Here is an 18,982-nt window from a genome sequence, read left to right as displayed (position 1 = left end):
CCGTATATCCTTGCAAGCCGCAGAAGCACAAGGCCCATTTTCAATGGAAAATCAGGAAATTTGGCGACGCGGGACATCCCCGCGCCGTCCGCTTCAATCCTGCCGCACCACCAGCACCGAACAGGGTGCATGGCGGGCCACGCGGGCCGAGTTCGGTCCCTGAAGCCGGTCCATCAGGTCCGGCTTGTGCGCGCCCATCACCACAAGGTCCGCCTTGGAGCGCTTGATCGCGTCAAGGATCATCTCGTAGGCCGTGCCGACCTCGACGATATGCTGCACATGCCCGAAATCCGGCAGGGTCTCGGCCACGAACTTGTGCAATTCGTCATTCGCCGCCGCCACCGCCTTTTCGAGTGTGCCGTCCTTGAAATAGGATCCGACGATCGACATCCCGTAATCCGGCACCACGGTGACAACACTCAGGGTCGCCCCGTAATGCTTGGCAAGGTCGGCGGCCTTGAGCAGCAGCTTTTCTTCCGCGTCACGTTTATGCGTCAGGTCGATGGCGCAGAGCACATGATTGGTCATGCCATTTCTCCCGTTGGTTCATTACGTTGACGCCGCCGCTGCGCGAGGGCCACCAGCCCAAGGAGCAGCAGCGCTGGAATATACATGATTTCCTTTGGCAACTGGTCCGCCGGCGCCTTGACCGAGGCAATCACCACCGGGTCGTCAGCGTAGAAATCGAACCCCTGCATGGTGTCGGCAAAGGGCGTGCCGAACATCGGCTCATCCAGCTTCACAACCCCGTCCTCTTCCAGCAGCATCAGGCCAAAGCTATCCAGCCGTTCGCTGCCCGAGCCGTCACCGCTGACCTGAAGCACCAGCGTGGTCTCTTTCATGTCACCCGTGTCGAAATCCGGCCCCGCAACGATCACCCGCAGCTCCGATCCGTCCTTGGCCGCGTCCAACGCGCTCTCAAGCCCCGCCGGTTCGATCATCTCGAAGGGCGGCTGGATGCGGTTGATCAGGTAATCCGGGCGGAACAGGGCAAAGGCCACCATGACCAGAATCAGGCTTTCATAGATGCGGCTCTTGGTGAGGAAATAGCCCATGGTCCCTGCCGTGAACACAAGGATCGCGATTGTCGCCACCACCGCGACCAATATGCCCTGCACCCATCCAACGTCGATCAGCAACAGATCGGTGTTGAAGATGAACACGAAAGGCAGGGCCACGGTGCGCAAGCTGTAGAAGAACGCCGTGAACCCGGTGCGGATCGCATCCCCACCCGACACGGCGGCGGCGGCAAAGCTTGCCAGGCCCACGGGCGGCGTCACATCTGCCATGATGCCAAAGTAGAAAACGAAGAGGTGCACCGCGATCAGCGGCACGATCAGCCCCGATTGCGCACCCAGTTCGACAACCACACCCGCCATCAGCGAGCTGACCACGATATAGTTCGCCGTCGTCGGCAGCCCCATCCCCAGAACGAGAGACAGCAAGCCCACCATAACCAGCATCAGGATCAGGTTGCCGCCTGACAGGAACTCGACAAGATCGGCCATCACCTGCCCCACCCCGGTCAGCGTCACCGTGCCCACGATCACACCCGCCGTCGCCGTGGCAAGGCCAATCCCGATCATGTTGCGCGCGCCGTCAATCAACCCCTGCCAAAGGTCCGCGACACCATCACGGAACGCATTGCCAAAGGCGCTCTCGCCTCGGAACATCGCCTTTAGCGGGCGCTGCGTGAGCAGGATCACAAAGAGCAGCATCGTCGCCCAGAACGCCGAAAGCCCCGGCGATTTCTGTTCGATCATCAGGAAATAGACCAGCACGATGATCGGCAGCAGGAAATAGAGACCGGTCTTGTAGATCTCGCCCACCACGGGCAGTTCCACATGTTCCGCATTGGGGTCATCCGGCTCAAGATCCGGCGCCTTGGACGCCAGCCACAACAGCAGCACATAGACCAGAACGATCAGTGCCGACAGCACCAGCCCCGATGAGGGCAACACGGACGTGATCCAGCGCACCGGGTATTGCACCCCGTAACACAGCGCCGCGAAACCTGCGAAAAACACCGCCATGCCGCCAATGGTCTTGCCAAGGCTCACCACCCGGTCGCCCAGCGTCGGCATGTTGTTCTTCACCGCTTCAAGGTGAACGATATAGACCAGCGCGACATAGGAAATTGCGGCTGGCAGGAAGGCGTGGGTGATCACCTCGACATAGGAGATGCCGACATATTCCACCATGAGAAAGGCCGCAGCCCCCATCACCGGCGGCATGATCTGACCGTTGACCGAAGACGCCACTTCCACAGCGCCGCCCTTTTCGGCACTGAACCCAACCCGCTTCATCAGCGGAATGGTGAAGGTGCCCGTGGTCACGACATTGGCAATCGACGAGCCTGAGATCAGGCCGGTCGCTGCCGAGCCCACAACCGCGGCCTTGGCCGGACCACCGCGCAGATGCCCCAGCGCGCCAAACGCCATCTTGATGAAATAATTCCCGGCCCCCGCCTTTTCGAGCAGGGCGCCAAACAGCACGAACAGGAACACGAACTTGGTCGACACACCCAGCGCAATGCCGAACACACCTTCGGACGTGATCCACATATGGCTCATCGCTTTCTTCAGCGACGCGCCTTTCCAGCGGATCACTTCTGGCACCCATTCGGACGAGCCAAAGAACACGTAAACAAGGAAAATCGTGGCGATGATCGCCATCGCCGGCCCCAGCGCGCGGCGCGCACCTTCGAACAGCAACAGCAGGCCAACCAGCGCAAACCACTTGTCCATATCATCCGCAAGGCCGCCCGCATTGACGATCTTGTCATAGAAAATGAACCCGTACATCGCGATTGCGGCCCCCAACAGGGCCATGATCCAATCCGCGATGGGAATATAGGTCCGCGGGGATGACCGGAACGCCGGATAAGCCATGAAAGCCAGGAAGATCGCAAAGGCCAGGTGAATCTGGCGGCTGTTGTTGATCAGGTCGCCGGGCAACACATAATTCGAAACCGGCGAGGCCAGCACAACCTGGAACAGAGACCAGACCACAGCCACAATCGCCAGCATCTGGCCCACTGGCCCTGCCGGATTTCGCGCACCCGAGTCGGTCGAAGCCACCAGATCCTGAAGTTCTTCCTCGCTCAACGCGCGGTTGCCGCTGTCATTCTCGGCCATGGCAATCTCTCCCTGAAAATCTGCTTTTTGCAGAAAAGGCGCGCATCTTGGGGCGCGCTCATTATTGGTAAAAGGGGCGGCATCCCGCCCCTTTTGGTATCTTGGTCAAGCGGACGGGCTTATTCCATCCAGCCTTTTTCCTTGTAGTATTTGGCCGCGCCATCATGCAGCGGCGCCGACAGACCAGCCGAGATCATGTCTTCCGGCTTCAGGACGGCAAAGGCCGGGTGCAGCTTCTTGAAGTCGTCAAAGTTTTCGAACACCGACTTCACCACCGCGTAAACCGCATCTTCGCTCACATCCGCCGAGGTGACAAAGGTCGCGCCCACACCAAAGGTCATCGTGTCCGCGTCCGACCCGCGATACATGCCGCCCGGAATCGTGGCAGACCGATAGAACGAGTTGTCCGCGATCAGCTTTTCAACGGCCGCACCATCCACGGTCACGAGAACCGAGTCACAGGCGGTGGTGGCTTCCTGGATCGACCCCGACGGGTGGCCGACGGTATAGACCATCGCGTCGATCTGGTTGTCGCACAGCGCTGCCGACTGTTCCGCCGCTTTCAGCTCGGTTGCCAGCGCGAAATCGCCCGTGGTCCAGCCCTTGGCCTCCAGCAGAACTTCCATCGTGCCGCGCTGACCGGAGCCGGGGTTGCCGATATTCACGCGCTTGCCCTTGAGGTCGTCAAAGGTCTTGATGCCGCTGTCGGCGCGCGCCACCACGGTAAAGGGCTCTGGATGCACCGAGAACACCGCACGCAGCTTTTCGAACTTGCCCGCATCAGCGAATTTCGAGGTGCCGTTATAGGCGTGGTACTGCCAGTCCGACTGCGCCACACCGAACTCCAGCTCGCCTTCGCGGATGGTGTTGATGTTGTAGACCGACCCACCGGTGGATTCGACCGAACAGCGGATGCCGTGTTCCTTGCGGCCCTTGTTCACCAGACGGCAGATTGCGCCACCGGTCGGGTAATACACGCCGGTCACGCCGCCGGTGCCGATGGTGACGAATTGCTGGTCTGCGGCGATGGCGGCACCGCCAACGGTCATGCTGATCGCAGCCGCAACGCCGCAAATCTTTGTTTTCATATTCATATCTGTTTTCTCCCAACTGAAATAGCAGACGCATTACACGCGCCCATTTTTGTAGACCCTAAGCTGGCCAAAGTTATTTCCCATGTCACCCAAAAACTAATGTTTTTTTTGAGCGATCCAGTACGCGTTGTTGTCCTTGCGCAGATCTTCGTAAGACTTGATTCGCGCCCGCGCCGCATCGCCCCCCAGATCCACCAACAGCGCCAGCAGCGTTTCCAGAACCGCCATCAGCCCGGCAAAACAGCCGAAATGATGGGATGAAACCACCGAAGCCACCAGCGTTTCATGCGCCGAGAACTCGGAACTGATCACGTCGCTATCCGAAACCATCACCAGCCGCACCCCACGTGCGAGGGCGAATTTGCAGGCTTCGATGGTCTCGCGAGAATAAGGCGTCACGCTGATCGCGATCATCACGTCCCCGGGCCCGGCATAGTTCAGTTCGTCAATCGCGCTGTTCATGTGGCGCGGAATTAATTGCAATGACGGCAACGCCATACGCCCGACATAGTGGAAATAATACGCCATCGCATAGCTCGCCCGCACCGCCGTCAGATAGACGTTGTCGGCCTCCAGAAGCATATGTGCCACCCGCGCCATGCGCGCCGGGTCCTGCCGCTCCAGCGAACGCTGCACGATCGACATGGCATTCATCGAGGCATCGGCCTGCACCTGCCCAAGGTGCCCGCTCTCATGCAGGCTTTCCACCCAGTCGGGCCGTTCCACCACTGTCGTGGACGACACCAGCGCGTGCCGGAACGGTTCGCGCATCTCGTCATAGCTGGCAAACCCCGTCCGTTCGGCCATCCGAACTAGGGTGTAGGTGCTCACGCCGCATTTGCGCGCCGTCTCCCGGATCGGGTCCAACCCAAAGTCCGACGGGTGGTCGACGATGTACTTGGCCACCGTGCGCAGGCGCGGAGACAGCTCGGGCAACATCTTTTTAAGCGCTGAAATCGTTCTGTTTTTCAGTGTCGGATCCATGCCGAATCGGTGCCTTTGCTTCTCCCTGGATGAATAACATACGTTATTTTTCCTTCCCGTTGACTGTTTTTGATTTTCCGCCATTCTTTTTTGAAAGCGTCTCGCCTTTTTCCTGAGACAGGGGAAAGGCGAGGCGCGGTAAGACGCCTTTATGATGTGAGCGTTCCGCCACAAACCCGTGAGTCAGGTTCATGGCGGAACGCTTTAGAATATTTCCAACGCCCGATCCGGGCCCAGCGAGACCCCGCAGATGCCTGACCCTTTCATCATGGTCGCCCCCAACGGCGCACGGCGCACCAAGGCTGATCACCTGGCCCTGCCCGTGACCCTGCCCGAAATCGTTGATACCGCCCGCACCTGTTTCGCAGCGGGTGCGCATGGATTGCATTTGCATGTGCGTGACGCCTCCGGTGCGCATTCGCTCGACGCAGGCCGCTACCGCGAGACGCTGGATGAACTGGCCCGCGCGGTGCCCGACATGCGCCTGCAAATCACCACCGAGGCCGTGGGCCTCTATTCGGTCGCACAGCAACTCGACTGCCTCGAACAGGTCCGCCCCGGCTGGGCCTCGATCGCCGTACGCGAAACCGCGCGCGATATGGACCTCGCCCCGCGCGTCTATGCCGCCTGCGCCGACATGGGCTGCGACGTGCAGCACATCCTTTATGACACCGACGACATTGCCTTGCTCAAGGACTGGCAGGCGCGCGGCATCATCCACCCGGATCAATCCAGCGTGCTCTTCGTGCTGGGCCGCTATTCCGCCGGTCAGGTCTCAGCCCCCTCCGACCTTGCCCCCTTCCTTGCCGCCCTGCCCGATGCCCCCGACTGGATGCTCTGCGCCTTCGGCCCGCAGGAACACGCCTGCCTGATCCACGCCGCGAAACACGGCGGCAACCTGCGCGTCGGATTTGAAAACAGCCTCGTTGATGCCAACGGCGCCCCCCACGCCAACAACGCCGCCTCTGTCGCGGCCCTCGTTCACTCTCTTGAAAGCGCGTCCTCATGAGCCACGTCTTCCCCCGCCACTGCCACGCCGCCAACCCCACCGCCGCCACCGGCGACGGGTGTTTCGTGATCGACCAGAACGGCAAGCGCTACTTTGACGGCTCCGGCGGCGCCGCGGTATCCTGTCTCGGCCACTCCAACCAACGTGTTGCACAGGCGATCAAGGACCAACTCGACAAGCTCGCCTTTGCCCATACCGGCTTCTTCACCTCCGAACCCGCCGAAGCGCTGGCCGATCTTCTCATCGCCAACGCCCCCGGTGATCTGGACCGCGTCTACTTTGTCTCCGGCGGTTCCGAAGCCGTGGAAAGCGCCATCAAGCTCGCCCGGCAATTCCACATCGAGAACGGCGAACCCCAGCGCCGCCACCTGATCGCGCGCCGCCAGAGTTACCACGGCAACACGCTTGGCGCGCTGGCCGCAGGCGGCAACGCATGGCGGCGCCAGCAATTCGCGCCGCTTCTGGTCGATGTCTCCCATATCGCGCCCTGTTACGAATATGCCGAGCGCAACGCGGATGAATCGCTCGCTGATTACGGTCAGCGCGTCGCGCAGGAGCTGGAAGACGAAATCCTCCGCCTTGGCCCCGACACCGTCATGGCCTTCATGGCCGAACCCGTGGTCGGCGCCACGCTCGGTGCCGTGCCGCCCGTCGAAGGATATTACACCCGCATCCGCGAAATCTGCGACAAATACGGCGTGCTGCTGATTTTGGACGAGGTCATGTGCGGCATGGGGCGCACCGGGCATCTCTTTGCCTGCGACGCCGAGGGCATCGCCCCCGATATCCTCTGCATCGCCAAGGGTTTGGGCGCGGGCTACCAGCCCATCGGCGCCATGCTCTGCTCCAAGCGCATCTATGACACCATTGCCGCAGGCACCGGGTTCTTCCAGCACGGCCACACCTATCTCGGCCACCCCGTCGCTGCCGCCGCCGGTCTCGCCGTGCTGCGTGAAATGCTCGACAACGACCTGCCTGCCCAGGTGCAGTCACGCGGCCAGTATCTCGAAACCCAGCTGCGCCGCCGCTTTGGTCAGCACGCCCATATCGGCGACATTCGCGGGCGCGGGTTGTTCTGGGGCGTGGAATTTGTCGCGGATCGCGAGACCAAGACCCCCTTCGACCCGTCCCTGGGGCTCGCTGGCAAGCTCAAGAAAGCAGCCTTTGCCAACGGCCTGATCTGCTACCCGATGCCCGGCACCCGTGATGGCAAAAACGGCGATCACGTCTTGCTCGCCCCGCCCTTCATCGCCTCCGAAGCGGAGCTGGACGGCGCGCTCGACTGCCTCGAACGCGCCGTCGCGGAAGTCATTCCGGCCTGACGCAAGAGCGCCATCGCCAGCCCGTCCGGGCGGTGTGGCGATGGCGCGGCGGTGCCGTTGGCACCTTGTCTCCGCGCCCGAGCCCTACTCCTCCACAGGTGGAAAGCGATAGACCTTGTCCGCCACGGTCCAGTCCATGTGATTGCGCACATATTGCTGGCTGGCATCGCTGGGCGGGTTGTAATCCCAATGCTGCCCGGCCCCCGCTTCCATCGCCGCGTGCAATGCACGCCGCGATTTCTGCGTCGCAATCACATCCGCTCGCAACTTCGCACTGTCCCAGCGCTGCGCCACCTCCTCGGCAAAGGCTTGCGCCGCGTCGCGATAAGCCGGGTCCGTCGCCACGTTGACCTTCTCCAGCGGGTCCACCGAAAGATCGAACATCAGCGGCGGATCGGGATCACAGTGAATGTACTTGAGCGATCCCCGCCGGATCATGAACACCGGCCATGGCGTCATCTCGGCACAATATTCGCCAATCGCCTCATCCACCGGGTCCGCTTCGCCCCGCGCCAAAGGCATCAGGCTGCGCCCGTCCACTGGCTCGCCCAAAACGCTCTCATCTGCCCCGGCAATCTCCAGAAACGTCGGCAACAGGTCCACCAGCGAACAGGCATTCCCTGCCACCCCCTGCGCCACGCCCGGCCCGGTCATGATCAACGGCACGCGGCCCGAATGCTCAAAGAAGTTCATCTTGTACCACAGCCCGCGCTCGCCCAGCATGTCGCCGTGATCGGCCGTGACCATGACAATCGTGTTGTCCAACTCGCCAATCTCTTCCAGCGTTTTGACGATCTCTCCAATCTTGCTGTCGAAATAGCTGACATTGGCCAGATACCCATGCCGCGCCCGGCGCACCTCTTCATCCGTGAGCGGCGTATAGCTGGCTTCAATCCCGTCCATCACCCGCCGCGACCCCGGATCCTGCTCCTCGGGCGTCAACACGAACTCGGGCAGGTCGATGTCATCATCGTCATAAAGGTCCCAGAACTCGGGCCGCGCCACATAAGGGTCATGCGGATGGATAAAGCTTGCCACCATCATGAAAGGCGACATGTCGCCCCCTGTCCGGCTGCGCCCGATATTCATCAGCCAGCGCCGCGCCGCGAACCCGACCTCCTCGTCATAATCGATCTGATAGGTCGCCTGCGCCACGCCGCTTTCCTTGACGGTCTGCATGTTGTGATACCACTTGTCGATTCGCTCGTCCGGCGCTTCCCAATCCGGCGTCCAGGCGAAATCGGACGGGTAGACATCCGTCGTCACCCGGTCCTGGAACCCGTGTTTCTGGTCCGGCCCCACGAAATGCATCTTGCCCGAAAGGCAGGTTCGGTATCCCAGCGCCTTGAGGTAATGCGCAAAGGTCGGCACCGACGCCCGGAACTCCGATGCGTTGTCATAGGCCGCGATTCGGCTGATGAGCTGCCCGGCCATGAAACTGAACCGGGACGGCGCGCAAAGCGGGCTGTTGCAATAGGCGGCGTCAAATCGCATGCCGCGCGCCGCCAAAGCATCCATGTTGGGGGTCTTGGCCGTCCTGTGGCCATAGGCACCACAAAAATGCGGCGCCAGCTGATCGGCCATGATGACCACGATATTAGGGCGTTTTGTCATATCTCTTCTCCCTGTTGAACCAATGCAAATTCGATCCGCCGCCACGGGGCGGGGGCTGGTAATGCATCGGTTTGTTCGCGGGATGGCCCACGCAACAGGGGTGCGACATCTACGGAATGTCCCATCGCAGATTGTGATGACCGGAGCATGATCCCCGCCGCGCCATCCGGTCAAGCGATTTGCGCTCAAAGCACATGAAAAGCGCCGCAAACCACCCCGTTAAACGACAAAACGCACCGGTCCCGGCGCGTGATTTTCTTTGGCGATGAGGAAATTTGGTGGAGCCTAGGAGGATCGAACTCCTGACCTCTACAATGCCATTGTAGCGCTCTCCCAGCTGAGCTAAGGCCCCAAATTTTCCAAGCTTGTCAGCTTGTGACGCGCTATTTAGGCGCTCGCCGGGGCGGGATCAAGCGAAAAAATCCCGCCCCGCCAAAATTATTCGTCGTCGTCATTGCTCGGAACGTCGGCGATCTCATCGAGCGACATGTCGTCGTCCTCTTCGTCGTCCAGAACATCGTCATCGAGGTCCAGATCGACGGAATCATCATCTTCCAGAACCGAATCCGCATCATCGGACGCCATGGCTTTTGCCTTCATGGTTTCCGCATCCTCGGAATCAGCTGCGATCATCCGGCTCTTGCCGGCTTCGACTTCCACGACATCGCCCGTGTAGGGGCTGATGATTGGGTTTTTGTTCAGGTCATAAAAGCGTTTGCCGGTGGTCGGGCACACGCGCTTGACGCCCCATTCTTCTTTGGGCATGGGTAATCCCCTTCAATTCGGTGTGAGTTGTTTCTCGACGATCCGCGCCACCTGCCATATCAGGAACGGCGTGTCAAAGGGTAACACGCGACAACCGGCCAAGGAGCGCGCATGACGCAACATATCCTCCCCGGATCGCCGCCGCTGACGGTGAATCTGCGCCGCGCGCCGCGCGCCCGCCGGATCAGCCTGCGCGTGTCGCGACTCGACGGCACCGTGACCCTGACCATCCCCCCCGGCGTGTCCGAACGCGAAGCCCTCGCCTTTGCGCTTGAAAAACGCGACTGGCTGCGCGCGCAACAGGCCAAAAGCCCGGATCGCATCGCCGTCGGCCTTGGCACCACGCTGCCCGTGGCCGGCCGCCCCCGCGAGGTTGTTCCCGGCACCGGGCGCTCGGTCGTACTCGGCGCCGACACCCTTGCTGCCCCCGGCACAGCCGACGACGTGGGTGCGCGCCTCCAGGGCTACCTGCGCGAACTGGCCCGCCACCGGCTTGCCGAGGCCGTGGATCACTACGCCGCCCGGCTTGGCCGCCCCTATACCCGTCTCACCCTGCGCGATACCCGCTCGCGCTGGGGCTCCTGTTCGTCACGTGGCGCGCTCATGTTCTCATGGCGCCTCGTCATGGCCCCGCCCGAGATCCTCGACTACGTTGCCGCCCACGAGGTTGCACATCTTGCAGAGATGAACCACGCACCCGCCTTCTGGAACACCGTCACCCGGATTCACGGCCCCTATGACACGGCGCGCCACTGGCTGCGCGACCAGGGGCAGGAACTGCACAAGTACCGTTTCACCCGCGACTGAAACGCGCAATTGACCCGGCGCGGTTTTGTGATCACATTCACCCCATGATCACATCCGGCCGCTCCGCTCAGGACCCTTCCAGCTCCGCCCATGACCGCGTCTACCGCACCTTGCGCGCGCGCATCATGTATGGCCGCCTCTCTCCGGGCGAAGCCCTGACCCTGCGCGGCATCGGCAAGGAATTCGATGTCTCCATGACCCCCGCGCGCGAAGCGGTGCGCCGCCTTGTTGCCGAAGGCGCACTGTTCCTGTCCAACTCCGGCCGGGTCTCCACCCCGGAACTCACCCCCGAGCGGATCGAAGAGCTTGCGGCCCTGCGCGCCCTGATCGAGGTCGAACTCGCCAGCCGCGCCCTGCCGCGCGCCCACATGGCCCTGATCGACCGACTCACGGCGATCAACGGCAACGTCGCCGAAGCGGTCGCCCGGCGCGACGCGGTCAGCTATATTCAGTCCAACCTCGAATTCCACCGCACGCTCTACCTGCGCGCCCAGGCCCCGGCGATGCTCGCCATGGCCGAAACCGTCTGGCTGCAACTCGGCCCCACCATGCGCGCGCTCTATGGCCGGCTGCGCAAGACCGAACCCCCGCATTACCACCGCCTGATCATCGCCGCCCTGCGCGCCGGAGACGAACCCGGCCTGCGCCTCGCGGTGCGCTCGGATGTCACCCAGGGGCTGCGTCTGCTCGCCGGCTGACCCCTCTTTCTTTTTCCCCAAATACCCCGGGGGGAGTCGCAGCCCCGCTGTGACGGGGGGCAGCGCCCCCCTCTACCCCTGTGTTGGCCAGACCCGGTGTTCATCGTCGATCACCACCGCGTGACGATGCCTTCGTCCACCATGTTCCAGAATATGCGGATGATCCTCCGGCAGGTCGGGATGCACATGCTCCACGACGCGCGCCCCCCGCCACAGCCACAACGCCGCCCCCGTACTCACTGCTGCTATCGCCCCCATGAGCACCAGCGCCCCCCAAAGCGAGCCATAAGTGGCGCCATATCCCGCAAGCGGATATGTCACCAGCCAGCACAGGTGGCTCAGCGCGAATTGCGCCGTGAACACTGCCGGACGGTCCTCGGCGTGGGCCGATCGCCGCAACAGCCGCCCCGACGGGGTCAGCACCGCCGAATAGAGCGCCCCGGTCACGGCCCAGACGCCGAGGAAGACCCCCCAGGTCAGCGGTCCCTGCATGGCCATCCACAGCCCATGTGCCAGGGTCAGCACCGCCAGTAGAACCGCCGCGCACGCCATCACCCGGCGATCCCGCAACCGTTCCAGCACCCCCGGCAGGATCAGCGCTGCCGCCATGCTGCCCGCGCCAAACGCCGCCATCGCCACGGCCAGCGCACTTTCGCCCAACCCATATGTCTCGCGCACCATCACCACCGTGTTGACCAGCACAAAGGCCCCGACCGCCGCCGCCCCCATGTTAAAGGCCAGCAACCCGCGCAGACGCGGTGTGTTGAGGTAAATCCAGATCCCACGCGTCACCCGCTCGCGAAACGGACGCGGCACATCGCTGCCACGCTGCGGTATCCGCGCCTGCCACACCAGCAGGGCGGATCCGAGAAACCCAAAAGCCGTCCCCACGAACAAACCGTGATAACTCATCACCAAGAGCAACAAACCGGCCAGCATCGGCGACAGCAGGTTTTCCAGATCATACGCCACGCGCGACAGCGACAGCGCCCGCGTATAGGCCCCCTCGTCTTCCAGAATATCCGGGATCGTCGCCTGAAAGGTCGGCGTGAACGTGGCCGAAGCCGCCTGTAACAGGAATATCAGCCCATAGACCTGCCCCACGGTCTCGACAAAGGGCAGGCACAGCGCCACCCCCATCCGCACCACGTCCATCCCGATCAACACCGCGCGGCGTGGCAGCCGCGCCACCAGCGCGCCGGTGATGGGGGACAAGCCGACATAGGCCACCATCTTGACCGCATAAGCCGTGCCCAGCACCGCCCCCGCCGCCGGTCCCGCAAGATCATAGGCCAGCAGGCCCAGCGCCACGGTCAACAGCCCGGTGCCGATCAACGCCACCACCTGTGCTGCGAACAGGCGCGCAAAATCCCGATGTTTCAGAATCTCCAGCATGGCGCCAGCCTACCCGCCGCGCCGCCGGGCGCAATGGCTCATGCCGTGTCGTCCGGGTCCGCGATCACACCCGTCCACTGTGCCCGCGCGGCGAAAGTCTGCAGCAATTGCCAGCCATAGGTCTCGCGAACCCCGGTCGCCTGCCCGTGACTGGCCGGGGTCACCGGCGCCGACAGCGCCGGTTCAAGGAAAAACCCGACCGATTGGCGCGGCCCCGGACGGCTCAGCACCCGATGCGGCGTCGCGGGCACCGCGCCATCCGTCAGCCGGGTCATCACGTCCCCCACATGCACCGAAATCGCATTTTCGCGGACCGGGATATCCCGGAACACCCCGTCCGGCCCCTCGGCCTGCAACCCCGGCGCGGCCTGCCACAACAGCGACAGGCCCGACGCATCCGTATGCCGCCCGGCGGACACCATCGCACCGCCCGCCGCCGGGTCCGCCGCCGCCGCCCCCGCAGGATAGCTGAGAAACCGCAAGGTCGAATGGTCCCCCTCGAACCGGACGCGGATCGTCGCCTCGTCAAACCCCGCCGAGCGCCCGATGGACAGGATCATCGCCTGCGCCACCCGGTTCAGATGCGCGTAATGCGCCCGCACGGTCGCTCGCCACCCCGGTTCCGGCTCCGGATCGGGCCAGGGCGTCGGCTCGGTCAGGATCTCCATCCCTGGCAAATCCGGCCCCTTTGCGGGCCGCTCCGGCCCCACGTCATAAATGTCGTTCTGCAAAAGCCGTTCCGGGCTGCGCGGCCAGTATCCGCGATAATAAAAGCCGTTCTCCGGCGCCATATGCCGTGTCGTGATCGCGCGACGCGTGTCCTCGGGCAAGTCGAAAACCCTGAGACCCGCCCGCGCCCGCGCATCCACCTTGTCGGCATCCGGATAGCCGGTGACAACCACCGCCCCGGTGCGTCTCAACCCATCCCATAGCGCCGCATCACAGGCGTCCCGCGCCGCCCCTTCGGGGCCAAACAACGCGGAAATATCAACGCTTTCAACAGCTTCTGGCGCAGGCATATCGGTCACGGGCACACCTCTCGGTGTCCGAGTGTAGCGCGCCGCCCCGACCTGTCAATTCAGGGGATCAGGCCGCCAGCCCCTTGGAGCCAAGCCCGAGGAACTTCTCGCGCCGCGCCTTGATCAGCTCTTTCGGCCCCTGGTTGTCCATTTCCTTGAGCATCCCGGCAATCGCCGCACCCACGGCCTTGATCGTCGCCGCGCGGTCCCGATGCGCGCCCCCCTTGGGTTCGCCAATCACCCGGTCCGCGACGCCCAGCTTCTTGAGGTCCTGCGCCGTCAGGCGCAGCGCCTCGGCCGCTTCACGCATCTTTTCGGCATCCTTCCACAGGATCGACGCACAGCCCTCGGGCGAGATCACCGAATAGACCGAATGCTCGAGCATCGCGACTCGGTTCGCCGTGGCAAAGGCCACCGCCCCGCCCGATCCGCCTTCGCCGATCACCACCGACACCACCGGCACACCGATCTGCAGGCATTTTTCCGTCGAGCGCGCAATCGCCTCGGACTGGCCGCGTTCTTCCGCGCCCTTGCCCGGATAGGCGCCGGGCGTATCCACCAGCGTTACCACCGGCAGGCCGAACTTGTCCGCCATTTCCATCAGCCGGATCGCCTTGCGATAGCCCTCGGGCCGCGCCATGCCGAAATTGCGCTCGATGCGCGATTTGGTGTCGTTGCCCTTTTCGTGGCCGATCACCATCACCGGCCTGTCGTTGAACCGTGCCAGACCGCCCATGACCGCGTGGTCATCGGCAAAGTTCCGGTCCCCGGCCAGCGGCGTGTACTCGGTGAACAGCGCCTCGATGTAATCCTTGCAATGGGGCCGCTCGGGATGCCGAGCCACCTGGCATTTGCGCCACGGCGTCAGGTCCTTGTAGAGCTCATCCAGAAGCGCGGCCGCCTTGCGGTCCAGCGCCGCCGCCTCTTCGGACACATCCATCTCTTCGTTCTGCCGCGCCATCGCGCGCAGTTCTTCTGCCTTGCCTTCGATTTCGGCCAGCGGTTTTTCGAAGTCGAGATAGTTGGTCATTGGGCACTCCGGACGACTTTATTTCCCTCGCTATATGACCTTGACCAAGGGTAATTGCAACGGTCCGATGACAAGGGCAGCGATCGCCATGAACTCAGCAAGATTTGTGACATCGGCCTGTGCCAGGGCTTGGGACGTGACAAGGAAACTGTGATGCAAAGCTACGAAGACCGCCTGATGCGCGTTTTGCGCTACATCCACGACAACCCAGCCGCGGACCTGTCGCTGGATCGCCTCGCAGACGTCGCCGCGCTGTCGCGGTTTCACTGGCATCGTGTGTTTCACGCCATGACCGGGGAAACCTGCGCACAGGCCGTGCGCCGCGTGCGCCTGCACCGCGCCGGAGAAATTCCGCGCACTCCTGCGTCAGCCGGTTCAGCCCGCCACAAGCACCGGATAAAGCGACGCCAGCAGCAGCCCGGCCATGCTCCAGTTGAACACCGCCAGCCGCCGCGGCGAGGTCAGCACCCGCTGCATCTGCTGGCCCAAAAGGGTCCAGCAACTCACACTCGGCAGGTTGATCGCCCCGAACACCGCCGCCACAAGGCCAATCGCCCAGAGCGTCCGGTCCGGCGCATAAAGCGTGATCGCGGTCAGCGCCATGCTCCACGCCTTGGGATTGACCCATTGGAACAGCGCCGCCTGCAGGAACGTCAAAGGCCGCCCGCCCTCCTGCCCCGCCTCGGGCGCCCCGGCATGGGCAATCTTCCACGCCAGCCACACCAGATAAGCCACCGAAAGCACTTTCAAAACGATGTAGGACACTGGAAAGGCCTCAAACACCTGCATCAGCCCGACCCCGACCAAAACGATCATAACCGTGAACCCGACCCCGATCCCCAGCATATGCGGGATCGTGCGCCAGAACCCGAAATTTGCGCCCGACGCCATCAGCATCAGGTTGTTCGGCCCCGGTGTGATCGAGGAAACGAAGGCATAAAGGCTCAGCGCCGCAAGAAGGTCAGTCGTCATGACCGAAATCTTGCCCCAATGTCACCCGCCATGGAAATCAATATGTGTGACCTGCCAGCGCACATTTCCTGATGGGCCCCACCCGACCGGCAGGCGCTCCCGCCCTTTTCGGGGCCTGACGGCCCCTGCCAGAGCTTGGGCCCGGCTCAGCAAGCTGAGCCTGCCCTTTCATGACAAGCCGCCTCAGAACCCCGCCAGCCGTTCAGCCAGCCAGAAGGTTGCAACGCAACCGATCCCATACCCCGCGACCCGCTCGCCCAGACGCATCACCGCCGGACCGCCAAGCCCGATGCCGTTCACGACCCGGCCCGCGATGAACATCCCTGCAAGGATGACCGCCACGAAGACAAGCTGCCCGGCCTCCACCCCGATATTGAACGCAAGCAGCGCAACAGCGACATCCGACTCGGGCAACCCGATCTCGCGCAGCGCCCCGGCAAACCCCAGCCCATGCAACAGCCCGAAGGCAAAAGCGACCATCCATGGCGCCCGCTCGGACAACCGGGGATGTGCTTGGTTGCGCTTGAGCATTTCGATGGCAAGGAACACGACGGAAAGCGCAATGATCGCCTCGACCGGTGGGCCCGGGATCGACAGATGCCCCAGCGCCGCCAGCGCGAGGGTGATACTATGCGCCACGGTAAAGGCGGTGATCGCACCGACCAGCCGCCGGGGGGCGCGGATCAGAAGCACGAGGGCCAGCACGAAAAGCAGGTGGTCCCACCCTTCGAGAATATGCTCGAACCCCAAGACCCCGTATGTCCCTAGAACCCCCCACACGGTTTGCACCTCCGGCACGACGAATTCCTGTGCAGACGGGGTCAACCGGAACGTCACGGGCGACTGTTCCAGAGCCTCGAAACGCACCAGAACATCCGTGGCCTGCCGCTCAAGCCCCTCGATACGGATCGTCCGACCGGCCATCCCTTCGGGACAGATCGCCGTCCAGCCAGAAGCCCACGCCTGCCCGTCCGACACCGGCGCCGGCCCTGTTGCAGGCGCACAGCCTTCGGGCAACCGGGCGGTGATCGCCATGGGTGTACCCTGCACATCCGGCTTGCGCCAGAACACCTGCCACGCCCGCGCATCAAGCTGACGCAGGCTCAGATAGCCCGGATCAAGCGCATGCGCGCGCGCACCAGTCGCCGCAACCACGAACAGGCAACAAACCATCAAAGCACGCAAAAGGCTCATTGCGACATCCAGTTCGCAATGTCGTCTGCGCTGGGCTGCTCTACCTCGTAAAGCCCCAGAAGCGACGTCACATAGGCTTCGGTGATCTCGGCACCCAGCGCCCTGCGCCAATCGGCCAGCACGTCGTCCCGGATATCGTCAAGGCGGGGCAGTTCACCCGGCTGATACGTCGAAACCCGCACAAGATGCGGCCCATAACCGGACATCACCGGACCGGCCCACTCCCCGACCGGCAGCGCCTGTACCTGCGCAAAGAACCCGGTTCCGAACACCCCGTCCACCTGTCGGTCGGTGCTGAGCGCAAAATCGGTCGGCAGCAATTGCTGTCGGCGCGCCATCGCAGGGTCCTCCCCCCGCTGCAACACCTCCAAAGTGGCTGCAATCGTCGAGCTGTCCGCGCCGCGCGGCAGGCCATATTGCGCAAACGCGATCTGCGGGCTTCTGGTGTAGCGGCTGGCATTTTCTTCCAGATGCGCCTGCAGCGTCGCATCGTCGGGGATCATGGCCTGCGCCTGCGACGTGGTCAAAAACCCCATCTTCTGAACCAGCCGGTTGCGGATGATTCCGTCCCCCTGATCCAACCCCATCGCACGCGCTTCGCGCACCATCACCTCTTCCTGCACATAGTTCTCGACAAGTGCAAACAATTCATCAGGCGTCGGCGCCCGGTTCAGCTTGGCTTCGAACTGGGCGGCCATCGTCTCGACCATGGGTCGTGCGACCTGAATGCGCTTCGCATCCGGCTCCGGCTCTGGCGGCGCGTCCGCGTTTGCCAACGCAAACCATGCAAAAATGGCGATACCGATGGCGGCAAAATGAACGAAAGGTTCCTTGAGAAATGACATGGCCTGCCTGTGATTTTATGTGAATTAGATGTCCTGAACTTGTCTCGGGCAAAGTCTGCACCAGCGCCCTCAACATTTTCCAGAACCGCACGATTGTCCAGCCTTCACGCGTGACAATCGCCCAATGCCCTATCCCGACAGGCGCGCATTGGTCTGGGACGGTAGCTCGCCATAGACGGCCCTGTATTGCGCGCTGAAACGGCCCAGCTCGGTGAACCCCTGCCCAAGCGCGGCCGCCTTGACCGGTGCAGCGCCCGGCCCGCGCCTTGTCAGGGCTGAACGCGCACGCGCAAGCCGTTGCAGCATGAAAAACCGGTTCGGGGTTTGCCCGGTCATGTCGCGAAACACGCTGATCAACGTGGGGGCGCTCATGGAAAACGCGGCGCAAAGCTGCGCCATGGACACGGTTCCCGGATCTCTTTCATCGACATAATCCCGGATGCGCCTGACCAATGCCGCCTTGTTGCGAAGCTGTGTCTTTTGATCGGCATCCCGGAGAGAAGACACCGCCACCGATGCCGCCAGCAGCCGGACCAGCGCCTGTTCGCCACCATGGCCATCCCCGCCCAAGCTTCTCTGCTCAAGGATGTGATCCATCTCGAATAGAAGCCGCCTGTATTGCGCGGCCGGCAAACGGCACAACAACGTCAGGCTGTGCCCATCCGGCAGGTCGCGCCCGGTCAGGGCCTGCAATTCCTCAAGGAAGGGCACAAGCGGCACGAAGCCGCACAGCCCCTTGCGCCTTTCGGCCAGCAACTCGTTTTCATCCGCAAACAGGTTCATGAAGAACGTGTCTCGTTCAAGGATATGACCGTTGATCCTCCAATGGCTGCCGCCGTTGTAGGGCACCGTGAAATTGGCATTCAGCCTGCGCTGTGCCGTATTAATCAGCGCCTGTGGTTCGAAGCCCAGCCTCAGAAGACGAGAGACGCCGAGTTTCGCGACAATCAACTCGCCCTCGTCCAACCCCTTGCCATATTGCACAATTTTTCCATCCACCAATCCCGACGCATAGGCTTCGCGGATTGACGTGTGCAGGACTTTGGTCGCGGGTTTTAAATTTTGCATATCGAATTTCGTAACAAAGCGAAGCAGGG

General features: G+C 62.8%; 18 protein-coding genes, 1 tRNA gene and 1 pseudogene. 5 read left to right on the top strand and 15 right to left on the bottom strand.

The window, feature by feature from the left end; all coding sequences use genetic code 11:
• Positions 1–93: 93 nt before the first annotated feature.
• The 5 genes from ACS3QZ_RS17040 to ACS3QZ_RS17020 form a co-directional block, all read right to left on the bottom strand.
• Complete coding sequence (locus tag ACS3QZ_RS17040; protein ID WP_456038908.1) at positions 94–528, bottom strand: universal stress protein; 435 nt, start codon at positions 526–528, stop codon at positions 94–96.
• On the bottom strand, positions 525–3,137 hold the full coding sequence (locus ACS3QZ_RS17035; RefSeq protein ID WP_456038907.1) for a TRAP transporter permease: 2,613 nt from the start codon (positions 3,135–3,137) through the stop codon (positions 525–527). The genes ACS3QZ_RS17040 and ACS3QZ_RS17035 overlap by 4 nt, the downstream gene beginning before the upstream one ends.
• 119 nt (positions 3,138–3,256) lie before the next feature.
• On the bottom strand, positions 3,257–4,231 hold the full coding sequence (locus ACS3QZ_RS17030) for a TAXI family TRAP transporter solute-binding subunit (protein ID WP_456038906.1): 975 nt from the start codon (positions 4,229–4,231) through the stop codon (positions 3,257–3,259).
• A 96-nt stretch (positions 4,232–4,327) separates the two neighbouring features.
• The gene (locus tag ACS3QZ_RS17025) at positions 4,328–5,215 is read right to left on the bottom strand and encodes a MurR/RpiR family transcriptional regulator (protein ID WP_093096451.1); all 888 of its coding nucleotides are present in this window, start codon (positions 5,213–5,215) and stop codon (positions 4,328–4,330) included.
• Positions 5,216–5,258: 43 nt separating this feature from the next.
• Positions 5,259–5,408, bottom strand: coding sequence for a hypothetical protein (locus ACS3QZ_RS17020; protein ID WP_456038905.1), 150 nt, complete (start codon positions 5,406–5,408; stop codon positions 5,259–5,261).
• Positions 5,409–5,465: 57 nt separating this feature from the next.
• Between ACS3QZ_RS17020 and ACS3QZ_RS17015 the strand changes: the two genes are divergently transcribed.
• Together ACS3QZ_RS17015 and ACS3QZ_RS17010 are read left to right on the top strand one after the other, a co-directional pair.
• Positions 5,466–6,224 carry a beta-keto acid cleavage family enzyme gene (locus tag ACS3QZ_RS17015; RefSeq protein WP_456038904.1) on the top strand — a complete coding sequence of 253 codons (759 nt, stop codon included), beginning with the start codon at positions 5,466–5,468 and terminating at the stop codon, positions 6,222–6,224.
• Positions 6,221–7,546: an aspartate aminotransferase family protein gene (locus tag ACS3QZ_RS17010; RefSeq protein WP_456038903.1), complete on the top strand. Its 1,326-nt coding sequence runs from the start codon at positions 6,221–6,223 to the stop codon at positions 7,544–7,546. The genes ACS3QZ_RS17015 and ACS3QZ_RS17010 overlap by 4 nt, the downstream gene beginning before the upstream one ends.
• Positions 7,547–7,630: 84 nt before the next feature.
• On the opposite strand, the gene betC is transcribed toward ACS3QZ_RS17010, so the two are convergent.
• From betC to ACS3QZ_RS16995, 3 genes are all read right to left on the bottom strand, one after another.
• Complete coding sequence (gene betC, locus ACS3QZ_RS17005; RefSeq protein ID WP_456038902.1) at positions 7,631–9,160, bottom strand: choline-sulfatase; 1,530 nt, start codon at positions 9,158–9,160, stop codon at positions 7,631–7,633.
• A 276-nt stretch (positions 9,161–9,436) separates the two neighbouring features.
• Positions 9,437–9,512: transfer RNA gene (locus tag ACS3QZ_RS17000), tRNA-Ala, on the bottom strand.
• Between the two features lie 86 nt (positions 9,513–9,598).
• Positions 9,599–9,925, bottom strand: coding sequence for a TIGR02300 family protein (locus tag ACS3QZ_RS16995; protein ID WP_093093838.1), 327 nt, complete (start codon positions 9,923–9,925; stop codon positions 9,599–9,601).
• Between the two features lie 111 nt (positions 9,926–10,036).
• Between ACS3QZ_RS16995 and ACS3QZ_RS16990 the strand changes: the two genes are divergently transcribed.
• Positions 10,037–10,732, top strand: a complete 696-nt coding sequence (locus ACS3QZ_RS16990; protein ID WP_456038901.1) for a M48 family metallopeptidase — start codon at positions 10,037–10,039, stop codon at positions 10,730–10,732.
• A gap of 44 nt (positions 10,733–10,776) precedes the next feature.
• On the top strand, positions 10,777–11,430 hold the full coding sequence (locus ACS3QZ_RS16985) for a GntR family transcriptional regulator (protein WP_093093834.1): 654 nt from the start codon (positions 10,777–10,779) through the stop codon (positions 11,428–11,430).
• 72 nt (positions 11,431–11,502) lie between these two features.
• On the opposite strand, the gene ACS3QZ_RS16980 is transcribed toward ACS3QZ_RS16985, so the two are convergent.
• The 3 genes from ACS3QZ_RS16980 to ACS3QZ_RS16970 form a co-directional block, all read right to left on the bottom strand.
• Positions 11,503–12,825 (bottom strand): MFS transporter, encoded by a 1,323-nt coding sequence (locus ACS3QZ_RS16980; RefSeq protein ID WP_456038900.1) that lies wholly within the window; start codon positions 12,823–12,825, stop codon positions 11,503–11,505.
• A 38-nt stretch (positions 12,826–12,863) separates the two neighbouring features.
• Complete coding sequence (locus ACS3QZ_RS16975; protein ID WP_456039358.1) at positions 12,864–13,844, bottom strand: 2OG-Fe(II) oxygenase family protein; 981 nt, start codon at positions 13,842–13,844, stop codon at positions 12,864–12,866.
• 67 nt (positions 13,845–13,911) lie between these two features.
• A complete protein-coding gene (locus ACS3QZ_RS16970) occupies positions 13,912–14,874 on the bottom strand; it encodes an acetyl-CoA carboxylase carboxyltransferase subunit alpha (RefSeq protein WP_093093828.1) in 963 nt (320 codons plus the stop codon).
• 195 nt (positions 14,875–15,069) lie between these two features.
• Here ACS3QZ_RS16970 and ACS3QZ_RS16965 point away from each other — a divergent pair.
• Positions 15,070–15,216, top strand: a pseudogene (locus ACS3QZ_RS16965) (AraC family transcriptional regulator); the annotation flags it as partial.
• A gap of 33 nt (positions 15,217–15,249) precedes the next feature.
• On the opposite strand, the gene ACS3QZ_RS16960 reads toward ACS3QZ_RS16965, so the two are convergent.
• The 4 genes from ACS3QZ_RS16960 to ACS3QZ_RS16945 all read right to left on the bottom strand — a co-directional run bounded on the left by ACS3QZ_RS16960 (position 15,250) and on the right by ACS3QZ_RS16945 (position 18,953).
• On the bottom strand, positions 15,250–15,846 hold the full coding sequence (locus tag ACS3QZ_RS16960) for a LysE family translocator (RefSeq protein ID WP_456038899.1): 597 nt from the start codon (positions 15,844–15,846) through the stop codon (positions 15,250–15,252).
• Between the two features lie 183 nt (positions 15,847–16,029).
• Complete coding sequence (locus ACS3QZ_RS16955; RefSeq protein WP_456038898.1) at positions 16,030–17,040, bottom strand: HupE/UreJ family protein; 1,011 nt, start codon at positions 17,038–17,040, stop codon at positions 16,030–16,032.
• Positions 17,037–17,885 (bottom strand): peptidylprolyl isomerase, encoded by an 849-nt coding sequence (locus tag ACS3QZ_RS16950; RefSeq protein WP_456038897.1) that lies wholly within the window; start codon positions 17,883–17,885, stop codon positions 17,037–17,039. The genes ACS3QZ_RS16955 and ACS3QZ_RS16950 overlap by 4 nt, the downstream gene beginning before the upstream one ends.
• A 129-nt stretch (positions 17,886–18,014) precedes the next feature.
• A complete protein-coding gene (locus tag ACS3QZ_RS16945) occupies positions 18,015–18,953 on the bottom strand; it encodes an AraC family transcriptional regulator (RefSeq protein WP_456038896.1) in 939 nt (312 codons plus the stop codon).
• Positions 18,954–18,982 lie beyond the last annotated feature (29 nt).

It is taken from the genome of Shimia sp. W99 (assembly GCF_053851455.3).
Note: the sequence above shows the minus strand (reverse complement) of the source record. Positions and strands in the feature narration are given on the sequence as shown.